We start from the raw sequence: 17,589 nt of genomic DNA, 5'->3' as shown, positions 1-17,589 counted from the left end.
GTATCCAGTGTGAGTTCAGCAACCAACGGCGCCACGGCGGGATTTCTGGTCTGGCGCTTGTCGATGAAGTGGCGTGTGGCCGTCGACCGGGCGGTCGCTCCGCTGGGCCTGACCCATGCCCAGTACGTGGTGATGGCGTCGTTGTACGGCATGTCGCGCTCCGGGCTGCGGCCCAGTCAGCGTGGCCTCGCCGACCGGACGGGGATGGAGCCGTTGTACGTCTCCAAGCTCGCCCGCGCCCTGGAGGCGTCCGGACTCCTGGATCGGACCCGCGACCCCGACGACCCGCGCGCCATGCAGCTTTCGCTCACCGAGCAGGGGCTCGACGTCACACGTCGGGCGATCACGGTCGTCCAGCGCCTCCTGGACCAGTTGCTCGCGCCGCTCGGGGGCCGGACCGGCCCGCGTACGCGGGAGTTCACCCGCGAGCTGGCGATCCTGCTCGACGCACCTCTTGATCCGCACACCGAGAACGACGAGGAGCAATCATGACCACCACCACCGCACCCCGCGCCAACAGCCGGGCTCTGGCCCTGGCGCACCACGCGGCGCGAGCCTGCCTGGAAGGCGTCCTGACCCGTCACGGCATGACGTTCCACCAGGGTGTCACCCTCCGGGCCGTCGTGGCCGCGGGCGAGTCCATCGGCCGCGACGAGCTCGTCGGCGAGGTCACCGGTCATCTGAAGATCGATGCGTCGGTCGTCTCCGGCGTGATCGAGGAGCTGACGGCCGCGAAGGTGCTGGAGGCGGCGCCGACGGACCAGGCCCGGGTGCGACTCACGGACACCGGAAGGGAGTTGTACGAGGTCACCTCGGCCGCATCCGCCGAGATCTCCGCCCGGCTGTACGCCGGCATCCCGGACGAGGACCTGGTGGTCGCGGGCCGGGTGCTGACCCTGGTCACGGATCGCGCGAACGCCGAGCTGGCCGCCGGCGCCTGAGGCTCCGTACGGCCGCCGCCCGCGCGGCGCGGGGGGCGTTTCCTAGAGCGGGCCTCCCCGGGTCCCGCCGAGTGGCCGGTCGCATCCAGGGCTTCGACGAGACTCAGGGCGGGGCAGCCCAGCAGTACCGTCAGCGTGCGTTGCTGCAGTTCCGTCAGCGGTGTCACGAACACCGCCGCGTCGGCACGGACCTCCTCGCACGCCGAGGCCACCTCGCGGACCTTGCCGGAACGCAGCAGGGTCCGCGACGAGAACGGCAGGGCCATCTTCGCGACGCCGCCGTCCGAGACGCCGCGCCGCTGGACGAACCGGCCCACGATCCGCGCGCCGCGTGCGGCCAGCGCCATGGCGGCCGCGTCCATGAGCGCACCGAAGTGCTTCTCCTTCGCGGAGAAGTACCCGACGAGCACGACACGAGCACCGTCGACCGGCGGCAGGTTCGACTGCACCGGCTGGGCCGGGGCCGGTCCCGTGGTGCGGCGGGCCGGACGCCGGTCGCGTCCTCGGTGCCGGTTCTCGTGCTGGCGCATGGCTCGGAGGCTAGGCGAGCGACCACCGGCGGCGACACGCCTTTTCACGCGCCTGATGCGGGCATGCCGGCAGGTACGGGCAGGGTGACGCCCGCCATCGCCGGAGGACGCCGGTTCTGATCAACTCTCCCCATGCGTCGTACTCGCCTCAACCGCCTCAACCGCCTCAACCGCCTCAACCGCCTCACCCGTCTCAACGGCTTGACCCTCCCCGCCGTCGCCGGGCTTCTCCTGCTCACCGCTTGCGGAACGGAGCAGGGCGGGGCCGAGGCATCCGGGACCACGCCACCACCCGCCTGCGGGCCCGGATCGAACCCTTCCGCGAGCGCCGTCATACCCACGGCGTCCGTGGCACCGGACCAGGACGGCGTCACGATCATCGGGACGGGCGGAGGCGCCGACTCCGGTGGCTCCGCCCTTCCCTGCGCGGCGTACACCCTCACCAGCCGGGAGACCCGGCCCTTCACCTACGTCGTCACCGTCGGCTTCCGGTCGGAATCGGGCCGGGCGCTCAGCGACGTCGAGGACACCGTCGAGACCGTCGCCCCCGGCCATACGGTCCGGCGTACCGTCACCGCCTCCGACATTCCCCCGGACGCCGCCGGAGGGGTGCAAGCGCGCATCGTGAAGGTGCGGAGCTTCCCGGCCGCCGAGGCGCCGAACGAGGGCGGGACCTGCCCGCCCACGGGTGTGCGGGTGTACGCCGACGACGGCGACGCAGCCATGGGGCTGCGGGTCGTCGGACTCCACCTGGAGAACTGCGGCACGCGGCCGTACCGGCTCAACGGCTATCCCCGTATCGAGATCCGCGACGAGGACCACGACCGCGTCGGAAGCGTGTCGATCGTCCAGGGCGGCGAAGCCATCGCCGGAGGCACCGGCGCGGACGGGCCGCCGCAGCCGCTCGAACTGCTGCCGGGCGAGCGAGCCCGCGCCGGACTGGTCTGGCGCAACACCGTCGAAGGGGGAGTCGACGGCCCCGTGAACGCCCCCTACGCGCGCGTGTGGGTGAAGCCGGGCGCCGCCCCGGTGACGGTGATCCCCGAACTCGACCTCGGCACGACGGGGAAGCTCGGCGTCGGGCCCTGGAAGAAGGATGAGGAGTAGGGCCAGGAACCGGAGGGGGAAGCGAGCCGGTCACGCCGCCCCGCCCTCCGCGTGTCACGGGTGCGAGAACACGCCCACCATCCGGGTGTCCGGGTTGCTGCTCATTCCGACGATCGCGCCCCCGTCGGCGCGGTTGGCACGCGCGTGCGTGCCCGCGTACCCCTCGTCGGTGAGGAAGACGCCGAGCGCCGCGATCCAGTCGTCGACCTCGCCGGTCGCGGGGTCGTACACGGGCTCCGGCCGCGGTACGACCCGTTCCTGCGCCACGTAACCGCCGCGCTCGACCGCGACGCGCACCGCCTTGTCCCATTCGGCGTCCGTGGACTCCCAGCCGACGAAGGTGTCAAGGCCGCCGTACCCGGCGCCCGGCTTGAGGATGAGCTGCTCCCGCCGCTCCCGGCAGAGGTCGACCACTTCGGCCGGAACGGAGCCGTGCAGCGTACGGCTCCACGGCAGGACCCGGTCGACGAGGGCCCGCTCGTCGGCGTCGAACGAGCCGCTCCCGCGCGGGTCGGTGAGCAGCGCGAGGGCGCTCTTGTTCGCGTAGAAGCCGCTCTCCAGCGACGTGAACAGGATGGTCCGGCCGGCCTGGTGGGCGCGGAAGAACGGTTCCGCCACGTCGGGGCCCGCCGGGTCGTCGAGCAGCTGACTCGCCGCGAAGTTCCGCAGGACCAGGTCCAGCGGGGTGCCGTTCAGGGTGAGTTTGCCGTCGGACCGGGTGCGTACGTCGTCGATCTCGCCGATCCGCACATCGATGCCCTGCTCGGCCATCGCCTCGACCGTGGCGCGCATCAGCGTTCCGTACGGGGCGATGCCGCCGCGCCCCTCGATCAGCCCGACCACCGGGTCCCCGCCACCGGACTGCGCCGGCCTGGCACGGTCCCGCAGGACGGTGGCCGTCCGCGCGGCGATGTCCACGTGGTCGAGCCCGTGCACGCGCGCGAAGTCCGCGAATGCGGGCACCCGCAGCAGCCTCTGGTTGAACACGGCCATGTCGACGCCACCGACCTCGCTGCCGAGGTTGAACTCCAGGAGCTTGTACGCGGTGCCGTCGTGGTACGCGTCGGCGCGGCCGAACTTGGCCGGGACGCCGGAGCCGCCCCGGCGGAGCAGAGCGGCGAGCGTGGGGTCGATCCCGACCTCCGCCGCGTACCGGTCGAGGTCCCCGTCGAAGAGCCGGAGCGGCAGCGACACGAGCAGCTCGAAGAGCCCCTCCAGGTCCCGCGCGAACGCGGCCGTCTCCGAAGCCCGTACGAACCAGGGCCGGGGCAGCATATGCGCGCGCCACGCATCCTCGAATGCCGGAGGCAGTTCGGCCCGTGCCACGGCCTCGGCGAGCCCGCGGTTCCCGCCCAGGCACTCGGCCACGTGTATCCGGCTCAGGTCGGTCATCTGCCGCTCGCTTCCCTGAAGGAATCGGGTACGTGCTCGGAACGGCGCGCAGACTACCGCGCGGCACACCGCCACCGCGTTAGCGGAACGTGAGTGATTCGTGAGTGGCGGCGGGGAGAGTGGTGGCGGACCGGGGCGGGCCGTGGGGGCCTGCTCCGGTCCGCGCTGCGGTCCGCTCCGGTCCGCGCTCCGGTCCGCTCCCCAATCCGCGCTCCGCACCGCGTCGAACCGCGCCTCGCGCGGTCGGTCAGCTGGTGACCGTCACCATCGTGGCCGCCGTGACCGCGAGCATCGCGGCCTGCATGTCCCGGATCGCCCGCCGCACGCCCTCCGCGGCCCACTGGCCGGCCGTCAGCTCCTCCAGGCGGGCCGCGACCTCCTTGCGGGGCACGTCGGGGAACGCGAGGCGGTGGAGCTTGGCACCGTGGATCAGGGCGAGGAGGCCCGTGGTGCGGGCGCTGTGGGTCGGCCCGGTGGCGAGGACCGTGTGCAGCCTGGCCCGCAGCTCGCGTTCCACGGTGCCGTCCGCCTCCGGGTAGCGGGCCACGGGGAAGAGGCCCATCACCCGCTGCCGCTCCTGGCGCACCAGGCCGCGCTCGCGGAGGCTCTCGACCGTGGCCTTGACGGCCTTGGTGTGGTCCTTCGTCAGCCACTCGGTGACCTTCGGGGCCCTGCCCTTCTTCGCGCACCACGTGTCGACCTGCCGCAGTCGCTCGTCGAGCAGCGGCACCTCGGTGGGCGTCGCGTCCGTCACCCGCAGCCGCCCGTCGTCGACCGACACGCGCCCTGCCAGCACGAGATCGAGCAGGATGCCGCCCGCGACCGCCCACGCGGCGGCCTGCCGCTCCTTCGCGACCCCGGACACGTCGTCCAGGGACAGCAGCATGATCTCCTCCGCGAGCGTGACCGCCACCCCGTACCCCTCACCTTCCGCATGCGACCTCCGCATGCGCGCGTGTGCGGTGCCACGATACGGTCGACCGTCCCCCGGCACCCTTCGAACCTGAGGACGAGTGGAGCACCGATGCGGTTCCCGCCGGTGGGCGTCCGCCCGCTGTGACCTGCGTCGTTCCCCGGGCGCGGTGGAATTCTGGCCGTCCCTTGGTCTGGACCACAGCGGGCCGGGGCGTCAAGCTCTCGCTATGGACTTGGAGCTGAGACACCTCAAGACGATCCGGGCCATCGCGGACGCGGGCAGCCTCACGCGCGCCGCGACCGCGCTCGGGCTCGCGCAGCCGGCGCTCAGTGCTCAGCTCAAGCGGATCGAACGGGCCCTGGGCGGCGCCCTGTTCGAGCGCGGCCGGGAGGGCGTACGGGCCACGGCACTCGGTGACCTGGTGCTCGAACGGGCGCGGGTGGTGCTGCCCGCCGTCTGCGAGCTGCAGGAGGAGGCGGTGCGGTTCGCCAGGAGCGGGGCGGAGGGCTACCGGCTCGGCGGCACCCACGGGCCGCTGCTCGGCGGCCTGGTCGACCGGATCGCGCGCGAGGACCCCGGTGCTTCTGTCACCACGTACATCTCCTGGTCGGAGCGTGAGATCGCCGGCGGGGTCGCCGACGGCCGCCTCGACTTCGCCCTCGTCGGCGTCTGCGGCGAGAGCGGTCCGCCCGAGGCGGGACGGCTGGCCTGGACCGAGGTCGCCCGCGACCCGGTGTACGTGATGCTGGCCGCCGACCATCCGCTGGCGCCCCGCACCGAGATCGACCTGGCCGAGCTGGCGGCGGAGGCCTGGACCGACGTACCGGGCGACGGCTGCTTCGGCGACTGTTTCGCGGCAGCCTGCGTACGGGCCGGGTTCACCCCGGCGTGCGTGTACGAGACGGACACCGCCTCCTGTGTCCATCTGGTGCAGGTGGGCCGGGCCGTCGGACTCTGCCGGGCCACCTTCCCCGTCACCCCGGGCCTCGTGACCCGTCCTCTCGCGGGCGCCCCGCTCATGTGGCGGCACCTGCTCGGCTGGCATCCCGAAGGGCGTGCGGTCTCCCGGTCCGCCGCCGTCCTCGGCCACACCCGGGCCGCCCACGCCGAGGCGCTGGCGACCAGCGCGGGCCGGCTGCACACGGGGGTTGCACCCCCGGCATAACGTCATGGCAGGGGCCAACCGGCAGCTGCCGTCTCCTCGTTGCGATCCCTACGGTTCCAGCAGATCCCCACCGAGATCAGAGATCAGAGATCAGAGATCAGAGATCAGAGATCAGAGATCTGGGGTCCGAGATCCCCGAACCGTGATCCGAGAACCGAGGAGACTCCCCATGCTCCGACGACACGCCCGCGCGGCGTGTACCGCCCTCGTCGCCGCCGGAATGGCGCTGGCCGGGCTCCAGGCCGCCGGCTCCGCCGCCGCGGCCCCCGACGCCCGGGACCCGCACCGCGCCCCGACCGTCCAGACCGCCGCCCGGACGCTGGGCGCCGACTCCGCCCGGCCGGAACTGCTCGACGCCATGCGGCGCGACCTGGGACTCACCCACTCCCAGGCCCTGACCCGCCTCGCCAACGAGGCCGAGGCCGGCGCCACCGCCGCCCGGCTCCGCCAGGGCCTCGGCGGCGCCTTCGCCGGTGCCTGGGTGGACGGCGCCGAGGCCGGCACCCTGACCGTGGCCACCACCCGCGCCGCCGACGCGACCGCGATACGGGCCACGGGTGCGCGGGCCCGGCTCGTGACGCACAGTCTGACCGCCCTGGAAGCCGCCAAGCAGCTCCTCGACCGGTCCGCGGGCACCGACGCGCCCGTCCGCTACGTCGACGTCCGCGCCAACGTCCTGGTCGTCGAGGAGACCCGGGCGGGCGCCGGGGCGCGGCTCGTGAAGGCCACCGGCGTCCCGCGCGAGCTGGTCCGCGTCGTCCGCACCGGCCAGGCACCCCGCCCGCTGTACGACATCCGGGGCGGCGACGCGTACTACATGGGTGGCGGCGGCCGCTGCTCGGTCGGCTTCGCGGTGACGCGGGGCACCACCCAGGGCTTCGCCACCGCCGGTCACTGCGGCCGTGCGGGCACCACCACCAGCGGGTTCAACCAGGTGGCGCAGGGCAGCTTCCAGGGCTCGGTCTTCCCCGGCAACGACATGGCCTGGGTCGCCACCAACACCAACTGGACCTCCACCCCGTACGTCAAGGGCTCCGGCGGCGCGAACGTCCAGGTGACCGGTTCGGTGCTGCAGCCCGTCGGCTCCTCCGTGTGCCGCTCCGGCTCGACGACCGGCTGGCACTGCGGCACCGTGCAGCAGCACAACACGAGCGTCACCTACCCCGAGGGCACCATCTCCGGGGTGACCCGTACGACGGTCTGCGCCGAGCCCGGCGACTCCGGAGGCTCGTACATCTCCGGCAGCCAGGCCCAGGGCGTCACCTCCGGCGGTTCCGGGAACTGCTCCAGCGGCGGCACCACCTTCTTCCAGCCACTGAACCCGCTGCTCCAGAACTACGGCCTCACGCTGAAGACCACCGGCACCGACCCGGGTCCCGGCCCGGGCGAGCCGGAGCCGGGCGGCACCTGGGCGGCCGGCAAGGTCTACGCGGCCGGTGACGTGGTCACCTACGGCGGCGCGAGCTACCGCTGCCTCCAGGGCCATCAGGCCCAGGCGGGCTGGCAGCCGCCGAACGTCCCGGCGTTGTGGCAGCGCCTGTGACCCTGGCCGAATAGTGACCAGGGGTGCCGCGTACCCGAGGGGGGTGTCGCGGCACCCCCTCGCGTTCCCCGTAGGATCACCGCGATCTTGATCAGCGTTCTTGACCAGCGTTCTTGATCGACAACAGGGTGCCGTCCTCGGAACGGCACGTGCGCCTCACGGGGGAGTCGGCACATGAGCAGGTTTCGGGCAGTCGTGACGTCGGTCGTTCTGGCCTCGTCCGTGGCGGTGACGCTGGCGGGCTGCGGCACCGCCGAGCCCGCCGGCACCGAGGGGCCGGCGGCGCGGCCCTCGGCAGGCAAGCAGTCCCCGGGCGCCGAGAAGCTCGCCGCCGACCCCGGCACCCGCTACACCGCCATCGCCGTCCCCCAACTGGAGGGCATCGTCTGCGACGAGGGCGACGGCGGCTTCCACTACGGCAGCGACCTCGACATGAGCGTCCACGGAGACGACGGCCTCAAGGAGATCGAGGGCGACAGCCACGACGTCGCCGACGAGGTGTCCTGCTTCGGCAGCCCGCGCAACGTCCTCCGCAAGGGCACCATGTCGGCGTCGGCGCCCATGTTCACCGCCAGGACCAACCTGTACGAGAACGTGCCCGACCCCACCGCCGCGCTGAACAGGATCTTCGACGCGTCCGTGGAGCTCGCGACGGGCTACGGCCGCGACTTCACCGGCGAGCCCCGGACCGTCACGAGCAGCGCCCTCGTCGTGAAGTGCCGGCAGAACGTCACCGACACCTTCCCGATGACCACCTGCTTCTGGGCGAACCACGGCGCGGCCGGCGTCGTGGACTTCTTCCCGGCGGACGCGCAGTACATCCCCATCGACTCGGCCGTCCCGTGGACCCAGGCCTTCGTGGCCGGCGCACTGGCGAAGTAGCCGGCTGGGGCCGGGCGGGCCGCCCCGCCGCCCGGGCCGCGCGGCCGTCAGGCCTCGGCCAGACCCCCGCGGCCCGTCACGCCTCGGCCAGACCCCTGCGGCCCGTCACGCCTCGGCCAGACCCCCGCGCGCGATGACCTCCGCGTACCAGCGGGCGCTGTCCTTCAGCGTCCGCCGCTGCGTCGCGAAGTCCACGTGCACGATGCCGAACCGCTTGCTGTAGCCGTACGCCCACTCGAAGTTGTCCAGGAGCGACCACAGGAAGTACCCGCGGACGTCCGCCCCGTCCGCGAGCGCGCGGTGCACCGCCGCCAGATGCGCGTGGAGGTACGCCACCCGCTCCGGGTCCTTCACCTGGCCCGAGGGGTCGGCGTAGTCGTCGTACGCCGCACCGTTCTCGGTGATCACCAGCGGTACGTTCGGCAGCTCGTCCCGCAGCCGGATCAGCAGCTCGTGCAGCCCGTCCGCGTCCACCGGCCAGTCCATCGCCGTACGCGGCCCCGGCGCCGGCTCGAAGCGGACGTGCCGCTCCGCGCCCGCCCAGGGCGAGGGCGACTCCGAACTGCCCGCCCCGACGACCGAGGGGGAGTAGTAGTTGATGCCGAGCGAGTCGATCGGCGCGGCCGCCGTCGCCAGATCGCCGTCCCGCACGAACGACCAGTCCGTGACCGGGGCCGTGTCGCGGACCAGGTCCTCCGGGAGCCGGCCGTGGAAGACGGGGTCGAGGAAGATTCGGTTGCCGACCGCGTCGATCCGGCGCGCCGCGTCCAGGTCCTCCGGCGCCTGCGAGCAGGGCCGTACCGCGTGGAGGTTGAGGGTCAGCGACACCTCGGCCGCACCGGGCAGCGCCCCGCGCAGGGTGCGCGCCGCGAGCCCGTGCGCCAGGTTCAGGTGGTGGGCGGCGCGGAGCGAGGCGAGGGCGCTGGTGCGGCCCGGGGCGTGCACACCGTTGCCGTAGCCGAGGAAGGCCGCGCACCAGGGCTCGTTCAGCGTGGTCCAGGTCGCCACCCGGTCGCCGAGGGCGTCCGCCATGATGGCCGCGTACTCGGCGAACCGGTACGCGGTGTCCCGCTGCGGCCAGCCGCCGGCGTCCTCCAGCTCCTGCGGCAGGTCCCAGTGGTAGAGCGTCGCCACCGGGCGGATGCCGGCGTCGAGGAGGCGGTCGACGAGCCCCCGGTAGAAGTCCAGGCCCTTGCGCACGGCGGGGCCGCGTCCGGTGGGCTGCACCCGGGGCCAGGCGATCGAGAAGCGGTAGTCGGTCACGCCGAGCCGCCGCATCAACGCGACGTCCTCGTCGACCCGGTGGTAGTGGTCGGCGGCGATGTCACCGGTGTCACCGTTGCGCACCTTGCCGGGCGTACGGCTGAAGGTGTCCCAGATGGAGGGGGTACGGCCGTCCTCTCCCGCCGCCCCCTCGATCTGGTAGGCGGCCGTGGCGGTGCCCCAGCGGAAGCCCTCGGGGAAGCGGAGGCCGGTCGTCGTGTCGGTACGGGCGTCGAGCGCGGTCATGGGGTGGGAACTCCCTGGAGTGAGAGGTCTGGGGGATGGGAGAGGCGGCGTCGGGGGGCGCGAGGCGGAGGGGCGAGGAGTCAGCCCTTGACCGCGCCCTGCATGATGCCGCCGACGATCTGCCGGCCGAGCAGGCCGAAGACCAGCAGCACCGGCAGGGTGCCGAGCAGCGTGCCCGCCATGATCACGGACTGGTCGTGGACGTAGCCGCCGCCGAGCTGGCGCAGGGCGACCTGGACCGTGGGCTCGGAGGAGGTGAGGGCGACGACCGGCCAGAAGAAGTCGTTCCAGGCGGCCATGAAGGTCAGCAGGCCCAGGACGGCCATGCCGGGCCGGGCGATCGGCACCACGATCGACCAGAAGATCCGGGCGGTGGACGCGCCGTCGACCCGCGCCGCCTCGATCAGCTCGTCCGGCAGCGTCTGCACCAGGTACTGGCGCATGAAGAACACCCCGAAGGCCGACACCAGGCCCGGCAGGATCACCGCCTGGAGCTGGTTCACCCAGCCCAGCTCGGCGATCAGCATGAACAGCGGGATCACGCCCAGCTGCGGCGGGATCATCATGGTGCCGACGGTGATCGCAAGCAGGGCGCCGCGGCCCCGGAAGCGGAGCTTGGCGAAGGCGAAGCCGGCGAGCGTGCAGCACAGCACGGTGCCGAGGGTGATCGAACCGGAGACGATGAAGGAGTTGAGCAGGGCCTTGCCGATGTCCGCCTCTTCGAGGACCGCCTCGAAGTTGCGGATCAGGTTCGGGCCCGGCAGCAGCGTCGGCGGCACCTTCGCCAGATCGGCGTTGGAGCGGCTCGCCGCGACGATCGTCCAGTAGAAGGGGAACGCGGAGAAGAGGACGGCGACGACGAGGATCCCGTACGCGAGCGGACCCGCGTGCAGGGTACGGCCGGCCCGGGAGGGGCCTCGCGTCACGGTGGGACCGGGCGTGCCGTCGGCCCGGGAAGGGCCTCGCGTCACGGTGGCGGCGGGCGCGGTCATCGGCCGGCCTCCTTGCGGGAACGGCGGCGCGCGATCAGGGCGTTGACCCCGACGAGCACCACGATGAGCAGGAACATCACCCAGGCGATGGCGGCGGCCCGGCCCAGATGGAAGAAGCCCCAGCCCTGCTCGTACATGTACAGGCCGAGCGTCTGGTACTGGTGCGAGATACCGCCCGAGATGGACCCTTCGAGGAGCAGCGGTTCGCCGAACAGCTGGGTCGCGCCGATCGTCGAGACGATGACGGTGAAGAGGATCGTGGGCCGCAGCCCCGGCAGCGTGACGTGGAAGAACTGGCGCCAGCGCGAGGCCCCGTCCATCGCGGCGGCCTCGTACAGCTCATGGGGGATCGACTGCATGCCGGCCAGGTAGATCAGTGCGTTGTAGCCGGTCCAGCGCCAGATGACGACCGTCGACACGGCGATCTGCGAGGCGACCGTGCCGTTCTGCCAGTCGACGGGGTCGATGCCGACCAGGCCGAGCGCGTAGTTGATCAGGCCGAAGTCCCGCCCGAAGAGCTGGGCGAAGACGAGGGTGGCGGCGGCCACCGACGTCGCGTACGGCAGGAGGACCGCGGTCCGCAGGAAGGTGCGGCCGCGCATCTTGTAGTTCAGCAGATGCGCGAGCCCGAGGGCCATGACGAGCTGCGGCACGGTGGAGAGCACGCCGATGGTGAACGTGTTGCGCAGCGAGAGCCAGAAGTACTCGTCGCCGAAGAGCGCGGTGTAGTTGCCGAGGCCGCGCCATTCCATGTCGCCGGGTGTCTGGAGCTCCACCCGGTAGAGCGAGACGAAGGCCGTGTAGAGCAGCGGGAAGAGACCGAAGGCGACGAACAGGGTGAAGAACGGGGCGAGGTAGGCGTACGGCGAGAACGACTGCCAGGCCCGCCGGGCGGACCCCCGCCGCGCGGGCGGCGGGACCGGCTTCGGCGGGGCCGGCGTCTCGGATGCGGTGAGGGTCACGGCGCGGCCCTTCGGAGGAGTGGAGGAGACGTGGCGGGGCGGGATCCGTCGGCGCAGGTCAGCCGATGGTGTTCGCGACGCCCTTCTTCGCGTTCGACCAGGCCTTCTCCGGCGACGTCCCCTTCCGCTCGACCTCGCTCAGCGCGTTGGTGATCTGCTGCGCGATGTTCTGGTCGTGCACGCCGAGCACCTGCACCGGGGCCGCCTTCGCCGCGTCACCGAAGATCTGCCCGATGGGGGCGTCGGAGAAGAACGGGTCCTTCGCACCGGCGACCTTGTCGATCGCGCCGGTGGCGGAGGGGAAGTTGCCCTGCTTCTGGAAGAGCTTCGTCTGCTGCTCGGGGGCGGTGAGCCACTTCACCAGCTCGTACGCCTCCTTCTTGTGCTTCGCCGCCTTCGGCACCGCCAGGTAGGAGCCGCCCCAGTTGCCGGCGCCGCCGGGGAGCGTGGCGACGTCCCACTTGCCCTTGCCGGCCTCACCGGCCTGGCCCTTGATGTAGCCGAGCATCCAGGCGGGGCAGGGGATGGTGGCGAAGGAACCGGCGGCGAAGGCCTGGTTCCACTGCGGGGACCACTGGTCGAGCTTGGCGCTCAGCCCGTCCTGGGCCGCCTGGACGGAGTGGTCCCAGGCGGTGCGCAGGGCGGGGTTCTCCTCCCAGATCAGTTTTCCGGAGGCGTCGTAGTACCGCTCCTTCTCCTGCCCGATCATGATCGAGTAGAGGCTGCCGACGCTGTCGAGCCAGGCGCTCTTGCCGGGGGCCTTGGCCTTGTACTGCTTCCCGAGGGCCAGGTAGCCGTCCCAGGTGGACCACTTCTTGGCGAGCTCGGCGCGGTCGGTGGGGAGTCCGGCCTGCTTGAAGAGGTCGGTGCGGTAGCACATCGCCTCGGGACCGACGTCGGTGCCGAGGCCGAGGACCTCGCCGCCCTTGCCGCCGGCCGCGGCCCACTTCGCCGGGGCGAACTGGTCCTTGAGGGAGTCCGCGCCGTACTTCCTGAGGTCCTCGAACCGGTCGGCCTGCTGCTGGGTGACGGAGGCGATCCGGCCCACCTCGATGCCCTGCACGTCGGCCAGGCCGGCACCACCGGCGAGCCGGGTCTGGAGGGACTTCCAGTAGTCGGCCTCGTCCTCGGTGTCCGTCTGCTTGATGGTGACACCGGGGTGGAGCTTCTCGTACTCGGCGTACAGTCCCGCCTCCTTGTACCCGAAGGAGCCGAACAGGTCGACGGTGATGGTGACCTCGCCTCCCGCGCCATCGGCGGACGTGTCGTCCGACGCACCCCCGCAGGCGGCGAGCAGGGCCCCGGTGAGCGCGACCGCCCCCAGGCGGACGACGGCTCTCCTGGCGGTGGTCGTGACGGCGGCTCGGGCGATGGGCATGGGAAGCCTCCCTTGGCTCCGGAACGAGCGAGAGCGACTGAGAGCGCTCTCAAGCGTGCGGGGGGAGCGTGCCTGGGGCGGGGCCCATCCGTCAAGGCTCGAAGGCGTAACGGACGGGAAGAGCCCTCAAGTCCGGCCTGTGTTCAATCTCTTGACACACATGTTTCGGCGGTTTTACGTTTCCGGCGTCTTGAGAGCGCTCTCTCGCAGCGATCGCTCGAAGCGTCCCCTGCGAACTCGCCCCTTCTCTCCGCGTATCCCTCCCCGCGCATCCCCTTCGTGCCCCACTCGTCGCGACGACATGAGGTGCCGTACATGCCAGCCCCCCGCACAAAGCCGGCCGCCGCGCTGGTCCTGGTCTCCGCCCTCACCGCCCTGGGACTGGGCTCGGCCGCCGCCCCCGCGGCAGCGGCCACCATCCCCACGGGCGCCGGAAGCTACTCCGACACCCGCCCCGCCGGAACCTCCGGCCCCACCACCAACACCGGCGCACCGGTCGCCCCCAAGGTCACCCCCGCCGCCCAGGGCAAGCCGGTCCCCACCAACGACTGGTGGTCGTCCCTCGCGTTCCAGCGCTACGGGGACAACCCGTACTCCACCCCCATGTACGGCCACCCACTCACCTACCAGGCCGTCGCCGGCGGCCTGGAACTCGGCTACCCCACCACCCCCGCCATCGTCGGCGACGGGCGCCAGTACGAGTTCGCCCACAAGGCCGACCTCACCCTCGGCCTCACCGGGCTCAACTCGCCCGACACCAAGGCCGACGCCTGGTCCGACTGGACCGTCACCCCCTACTGGTCCGACGGCGCCCGCACCCTGCGCACCACCATCGGCCACGGCATGCCCTTCGTGTACGCCAAGGGCAGCGGCGGCGACGCCCGGATCACGACCGCCGGAGCGCCCGCCGTCTTCGCCGACCAGGGCAACGTCCTCGGCATCACCGTCGCCGGCCACCACTACGCCCTCTTCGCGCCCAGCGGCACCGACTGGACCGTCTCCGGCTCCAGCATCACCGCCGGGCTCGGCGGCAAGGACTACTTCTCCGTCGCCGTCCTCCCCTCCACCGACGCGCTCGCCACCTACCGCAAGTACGCCTACAGCTTCGTCACCGGATCCACCGTGAGCTGGAGCTACGACGCCGGCACCGTCCGCGCCACCTACGCCCTCACCACCGAGGCGAAGGAGGGCACCGAGCGCGGCACCCTCCAGGCGCTCTACCGCCACCAGTGGCTGAACACCAGCGACCCGCTCACCCCGTACACCTACGTCTCGCCCCGCGGCACCATGAAGGTCCGGGAGTCGGCGTCCTTCACCACGAGCCAGAAGGCGGCCGCCACCCTGCCCGGACTGCCGGGCGGCGCCGGTGTCGACACCGCCCGCCTGCGCGGCTATCTGAACGAGGTCGCGAACTCCGCCGACCCGTTCTCCGGAGCCGTCGACACCTACTGGACCGGCAAGGCGCTCGGCAAGCTCGCCCAACTGGTCCCGCTCGCCGACCAGATCGGCGAGACCGCGCTCCGCGACAAGCTCCTCGGCCAGATCAAGGGCCGGCTCCAGGACTGGTTCACGGCCGGCGGCGCCAACGAGTTCTCGTACGACACGGCCTGGAAGACCCTCACCGGATACCCGGCCTCGTACGGCAGTGACACCGAACTCAACGACCACCACTTCCACTACGGCTACTACGTGTACGCCGCCGCGATCGTCGCCCAGTACGACGCGGGCTGGGCGGCGGACTCCGCCTGGGGCGCGATGGTGAAGACCCTGGTCCGCGACACCGCCAACCCCAGCCGCACCGACACCGCCTTCCCCTTCCTACGTGGCTTCGACGTCTACGCCGGACACAGCTGGGCCAGCGGCCACCAGGGCTTCGCCGCCGGAAACAACCAGGAGTCCTCCTCCGAGTCGACCAACCTCAGCGCCGCCCTCGTCCTCTGGGGCTCGGCCACCGGCAACACCCAACTCCGCGACCTCGGAACGTACTTGCTCACCACCGAGGGCGAAGCCATCGCCCAGTACTGGTTCGACGCCGACCAGCAGGTCTTCCCCGGCGCCTTCCAGCACGACACCGCCGGCATGGTCTGGGGCAGCGGAGCCGCCTACGCCACCTGGTGGACCGCCAACCCCGAGGAGATCCACGGCATCAACGTCCTTCCTGTGACCGGTGGTTCACTCCACCTCGGCGGACACAAGGACGCCGTCCGCCGCAACATCGCCGAGATGGAACGCGAGAACCCCGGCCCCGCCGTCGAATGGCGGGACATCCTCTGGGAGTTCCAGTCCTTCGCCGACCCGGCCGCGGCCAAGGCCAAGTGGGACGCGGGCCACGCCGGTTACACCCCGGAGGCCGGTGAGTCCAAGGCCCACACCTACCACTGGCTCACCACGCTCGACAGGCTCGGCGCCCCCGACGCGACGGTCACCGGATCCATCCCGACCTCCGCCGTCTTCGCGAAGGGCACCGCACGGACGTACGTCGCCCACAACCACGGCGCCACCGCCCGTACCGTCACCTTCTCCGACGGCAAGTCCCTGTCCGTGCCCGCGCGTTCCACCGCCACCGGCACGGGGACGGGAGGCACGGACCCCGACCCGGAGCCGTCCACCGGCAACACCTTCCAGCTCCGCACCGGCGGCACGCTCACCACGGCCACCGGCGCCACGGCCGGCAGCGACACCGTCCTCTCCGCGCAGGGCGGCAACCACGACGGCACCCCCAACCGGCCGGTCGTCTACGAGGCCAGGGGAGTCAACGGCACGCTGAAGGCAGGTGGTTCCACCGCCTTCCGCCTCCAGATGGACGCCGGAACCGCCGTCGGTCTCGGCCAGCAGGCCCGGATCAGCTACGACCTCACCGGTGACGGCACCTTCGAACGGACGGAGACGTACCACTACTTCGCGACCGACCCGGTGACCGGCTGGGAGGAGTACGCCCAGTCCCGCGGCCTCAAGTCCGCCACCGGAACGCTCGGCAACCTGACGGGCGGCACGGTGCGCCTGGAGGTCTGGAGCGCGATCGGCAACGGCGACTCGCGCGTCCAGACGGGCACGGACCGGTCGGTGGTGGTCATCCCGTACGACTGACCGACCGGTCCCCTCGGGGAACGGAGCGGCGGGCCGGGTTCCTCCTCACCCGGCCCGCCGTCCCACGTACTCCCGCCCGCTCCGCCCGGCGCCTCAGGCCGAGTCGCGGAGCACGAGCGACGTCGGCGTGACGACGGACGCGGGGACTCCCGGGCCGGTCCCGTCGAGCAGCCGCATCAGCAGCTTCACCATCAGCCGGCCCATGTCCTCGATGTCCTGGTGCACGGTGGTCAGGGACGGGGAGGTCCTGCGCACCACCGAGGCCATGTCGTCGAAACCGACGACCGCCACGTCCTCCGGCACCCGCACCCCACGCTCGCGCAGCGTCAGCAACGCGCCCGAAGCCATCAGGTCGTTGGCCACGAACACGGCGTCGAGGTCCGGCCTCCGGTCGAGCAGCTCCGCCATCGCGCGGGCACCGCTCTCCTCGGTGAAGTCGCCCCGGCACAGCAGAGCGGGATCGGCGTCGATCAGCACGTCGCGATAGCCGTGGAGCCGGTCGATCGCCGACGTCTGGTCGTCCGGCCCGGAGATGTGCGCGATGCTCCGCCGGCCGAGATCCACCAGGTGCCGCACCGCCTCACGGGCGCCCCCGCGGTTGTCGCAGTCGACGAACGGCACGGCCGGACTCGTACCGGGACCCGGCCGCCCGCCGTAGACCACCGGGATACGGGTCCGGTCGATGACGGCCGGCAGCGCGTCGTCGTTGTGCAGCGAGAAGGCCAGCGCGCCGTCGACGTGCCCGCCCCCGAGGTAGCGGGCGATCCGGTCGTGATCCCCCGGTCCCTCCACCCACAACAGCACCAGCTGGGCGTCGTGCGCGGTCAGCTCCCGGCTGATGCCCCGTACCTGCTGCTCGAAGAACGGGTCCGAGAAGATCCGGAACTCGGGCTCCGCGATGATCACCGCCACGGCGCCGTTGCGCCGGGTGACCAGCGTGCGGGCCGCGTGATTGGGCACGTAACCGAGCTCGTCGACGGCCCTGCGCACCTTCTCGACCAGCGGAGGCCGTACGCCCGCGCCGCCGTTGACGACCCGCGAGGCCGTGGCGCGGGACACGCCGGCGCGAGCGGCGACGGCTTCCAGCGTGGGGCGGGGCCCCGTGGTCTGCTCGGGCAAGGCGTGCGCTCCTCGGCTGCGTGGGTGGGGCTGGGGTGTCCGCGTGCGGTGTGCGTTCCTGTGCGG

15 protein-coding genes are annotated in these 17,589 nt (G+C 72.2%); 8 read left to right on the top strand and 7 right to left on the bottom strand.

The features are described from left to right. Nucleotides 1–9: 9 nt before the first annotated feature. The 4 genes from N5875_RS02430 (at nt 10) to N5875_RS02415 (ending at nt 2,578) form a co-directional block, all read left to right on the top strand. Entirely contained in the window at nt 10–492 is a 483-nt protein-coding gene (locus N5875_RS02430; protein ID WP_338491548.1) for a MarR family transcriptional regulator, read from the top strand. After that, nucleotides 489–941 (top strand): MarR family winged helix-turn-helix transcriptional regulator, encoded by a 453-nt coding sequence (locus tag N5875_RS02425; RefSeq protein WP_318210553.1) that lies wholly within the window; start codon nt 489–491, stop codon nt 939–941. Before N5875_RS02430 ends, N5875_RS02425 begins: the two co-directional genes overlap by 4 nt. Before the next feature lie 71 nt (nt 942–1,012). Then, nucleotides 1,013–1,591: a hypothetical protein gene (locus N5875_RS02420; protein WP_338491546.1), complete on the top strand. Its 579-nt coding sequence runs from the start codon at nt 1,013–1,015 to the stop codon at nt 1,589–1,591. 12 nt (nt 1,592–1,603) lie between these two features. Next, nucleotides 1,604–2,578, top strand: a complete 975-nt coding sequence (locus N5875_RS02415) for a DUF4232 domain-containing protein (RefSeq protein ID WP_338491544.1) — start codon at nt 1,604–1,606, stop codon at nt 2,576–2,578. Nucleotides 2,579–2,632: 54 nt separating this feature from the next. Here the strand turns inward: N5875_RS02415 and N5875_RS02410 are convergent, their stop codons facing one another. Together N5875_RS02410 and N5875_RS02405 are read right to left on the bottom strand one after the other, a co-directional pair. Next, nucleotides 2,633–3,970 (bottom strand): hypothetical protein, encoded by a 1,338-nt coding sequence (locus N5875_RS02410; RefSeq protein WP_338491542.1) that lies wholly within the window; start codon nt 3,968–3,970, stop codon nt 2,633–2,635. Between the two features lie 247 nt (nt 3,971–4,217). Beyond that, nucleotides 4,218–4,883 carry a GPP34 family phosphoprotein gene (locus tag N5875_RS02405; protein WP_318210549.1) on the bottom strand — a complete coding sequence of 222 codons (666 nt, stop codon included), beginning with the start codon at nt 4,881–4,883 and terminating at the stop codon, nt 4,218–4,220. Between the two features lie 229 nt (nt 4,884–5,112). On the opposite strand from N5875_RS02405, the gene N5875_RS02400 reads away from it, so the two are divergent. The 3 genes from N5875_RS02400 to N5875_RS02390 all read left to right on the top strand — a co-directional run bounded on the left by N5875_RS02400 (nt 5,113) and on the right by N5875_RS02390 (nt 8,476). Next, nucleotides 5,113–6,051 carry a LysR family transcriptional regulator gene (locus N5875_RS02400; protein ID WP_318210548.1) on the top strand — a complete coding sequence of 313 codons (939 nt, stop codon included), beginning with the start codon at nt 5,113–5,115 and terminating at the stop codon, nt 6,049–6,051. Nucleotides 6,052–6,220: 169 nt separating this feature from the next. Next, on the top strand, nt 6,221–7,594 hold the full coding sequence (locus N5875_RS02395) for a carbohydrate-binding protein (protein WP_338491540.1): 1,374 nt from the start codon (nt 6,221–6,223) through the stop codon (nt 7,592–7,594). 174 nt (nt 7,595–7,768) lie between these two features. Beyond that, nucleotides 7,769–8,476, top strand: coding sequence for a hypothetical protein (locus N5875_RS02390; protein WP_338491539.1), 708 nt, complete (start codon nt 7,769–7,771; stop codon nt 8,474–8,476). A 105-nt stretch (nt 8,477–8,581) separates the two neighbouring features. Here N5875_RS02390 and N5875_RS02385 read toward each other — a convergent pair whose 3' ends face one another. The 4 genes from N5875_RS02385 to N5875_RS02370 form a co-directional block, all read right to left on the bottom strand. Next, nucleotides 8,582–9,985, bottom strand: a complete 1,404-nt coding sequence (locus tag N5875_RS02385; protein ID WP_338491538.1) for a GH1 family beta-glucosidase — start codon at nt 9,983–9,985, stop codon at nt 8,582–8,584. An 80-nt stretch (nt 9,986–10,065) separates the two neighbouring features. Beyond that, the gene (locus N5875_RS02380; protein ID WP_338491536.1) at nt 10,066–10,977 is read right to left on the bottom strand and encodes a carbohydrate ABC transporter permease; all 912 of its coding nucleotides are present in this window, start codon (nt 10,975–10,977) and stop codon (nt 10,066–10,068) included. Next, nucleotides 10,974–11,813 (bottom strand): sugar ABC transporter permease, encoded by an 840-nt coding sequence (locus N5875_RS02375; RefSeq protein ID WP_318210603.1) that lies wholly within the window; start codon nt 11,811–11,813, stop codon nt 10,974–10,976. Before N5875_RS02375 ends, N5875_RS02380 begins: the two co-directional genes overlap by 4 nt. A gap of 184 nt (nt 11,814–11,997) precedes the next feature. Beyond that, the gene (locus tag N5875_RS02370; protein WP_318210543.1) at nt 11,998–13,317 is read right to left on the bottom strand and encodes an extracellular solute-binding protein; all 1,320 of its coding nucleotides are present in this window, start codon (nt 13,315–13,317) and stop codon (nt 11,998–12,000) included. 315 nt (nt 13,318–13,632) lie between these two features. On the opposite strand from N5875_RS02370, the gene N5875_RS02365 reads away from it, so the two are divergent. After that, nucleotides 13,633–16,404, top strand: coding sequence for a glycosyl hydrolase (locus N5875_RS02365; RefSeq protein WP_338491534.1), 2,772 nt, complete (start codon nt 13,633–13,635; stop codon nt 16,402–16,404). 93 nt (nt 16,405–16,497) lie between these two features. Here N5875_RS02365 and N5875_RS02360 read toward each other — a convergent pair whose 3' ends face one another. Continuing rightward, a complete protein-coding gene (locus tag N5875_RS02360; RefSeq protein WP_318210541.1) occupies nt 16,498–17,523 on the bottom strand; it encodes a LacI family DNA-binding transcriptional regulator in 1,026 nt (341 codons plus the stop codon). Nucleotides 17,524–17,589 lie beyond the last annotated feature (66 nt).

The organism is Streptomyces sp. SJL17-4 (genome assembly GCF_036826855.1).
GTDB lineage: Bacteria > Actinomycetota > Actinomycetes > Streptomycetales > Streptomycetaceae > Streptomyces.
The sequence above is the reverse complement of the archived record's forward strand: the minus strand, read 5'-3'. Positions and strand labels throughout refer to the sequence as shown.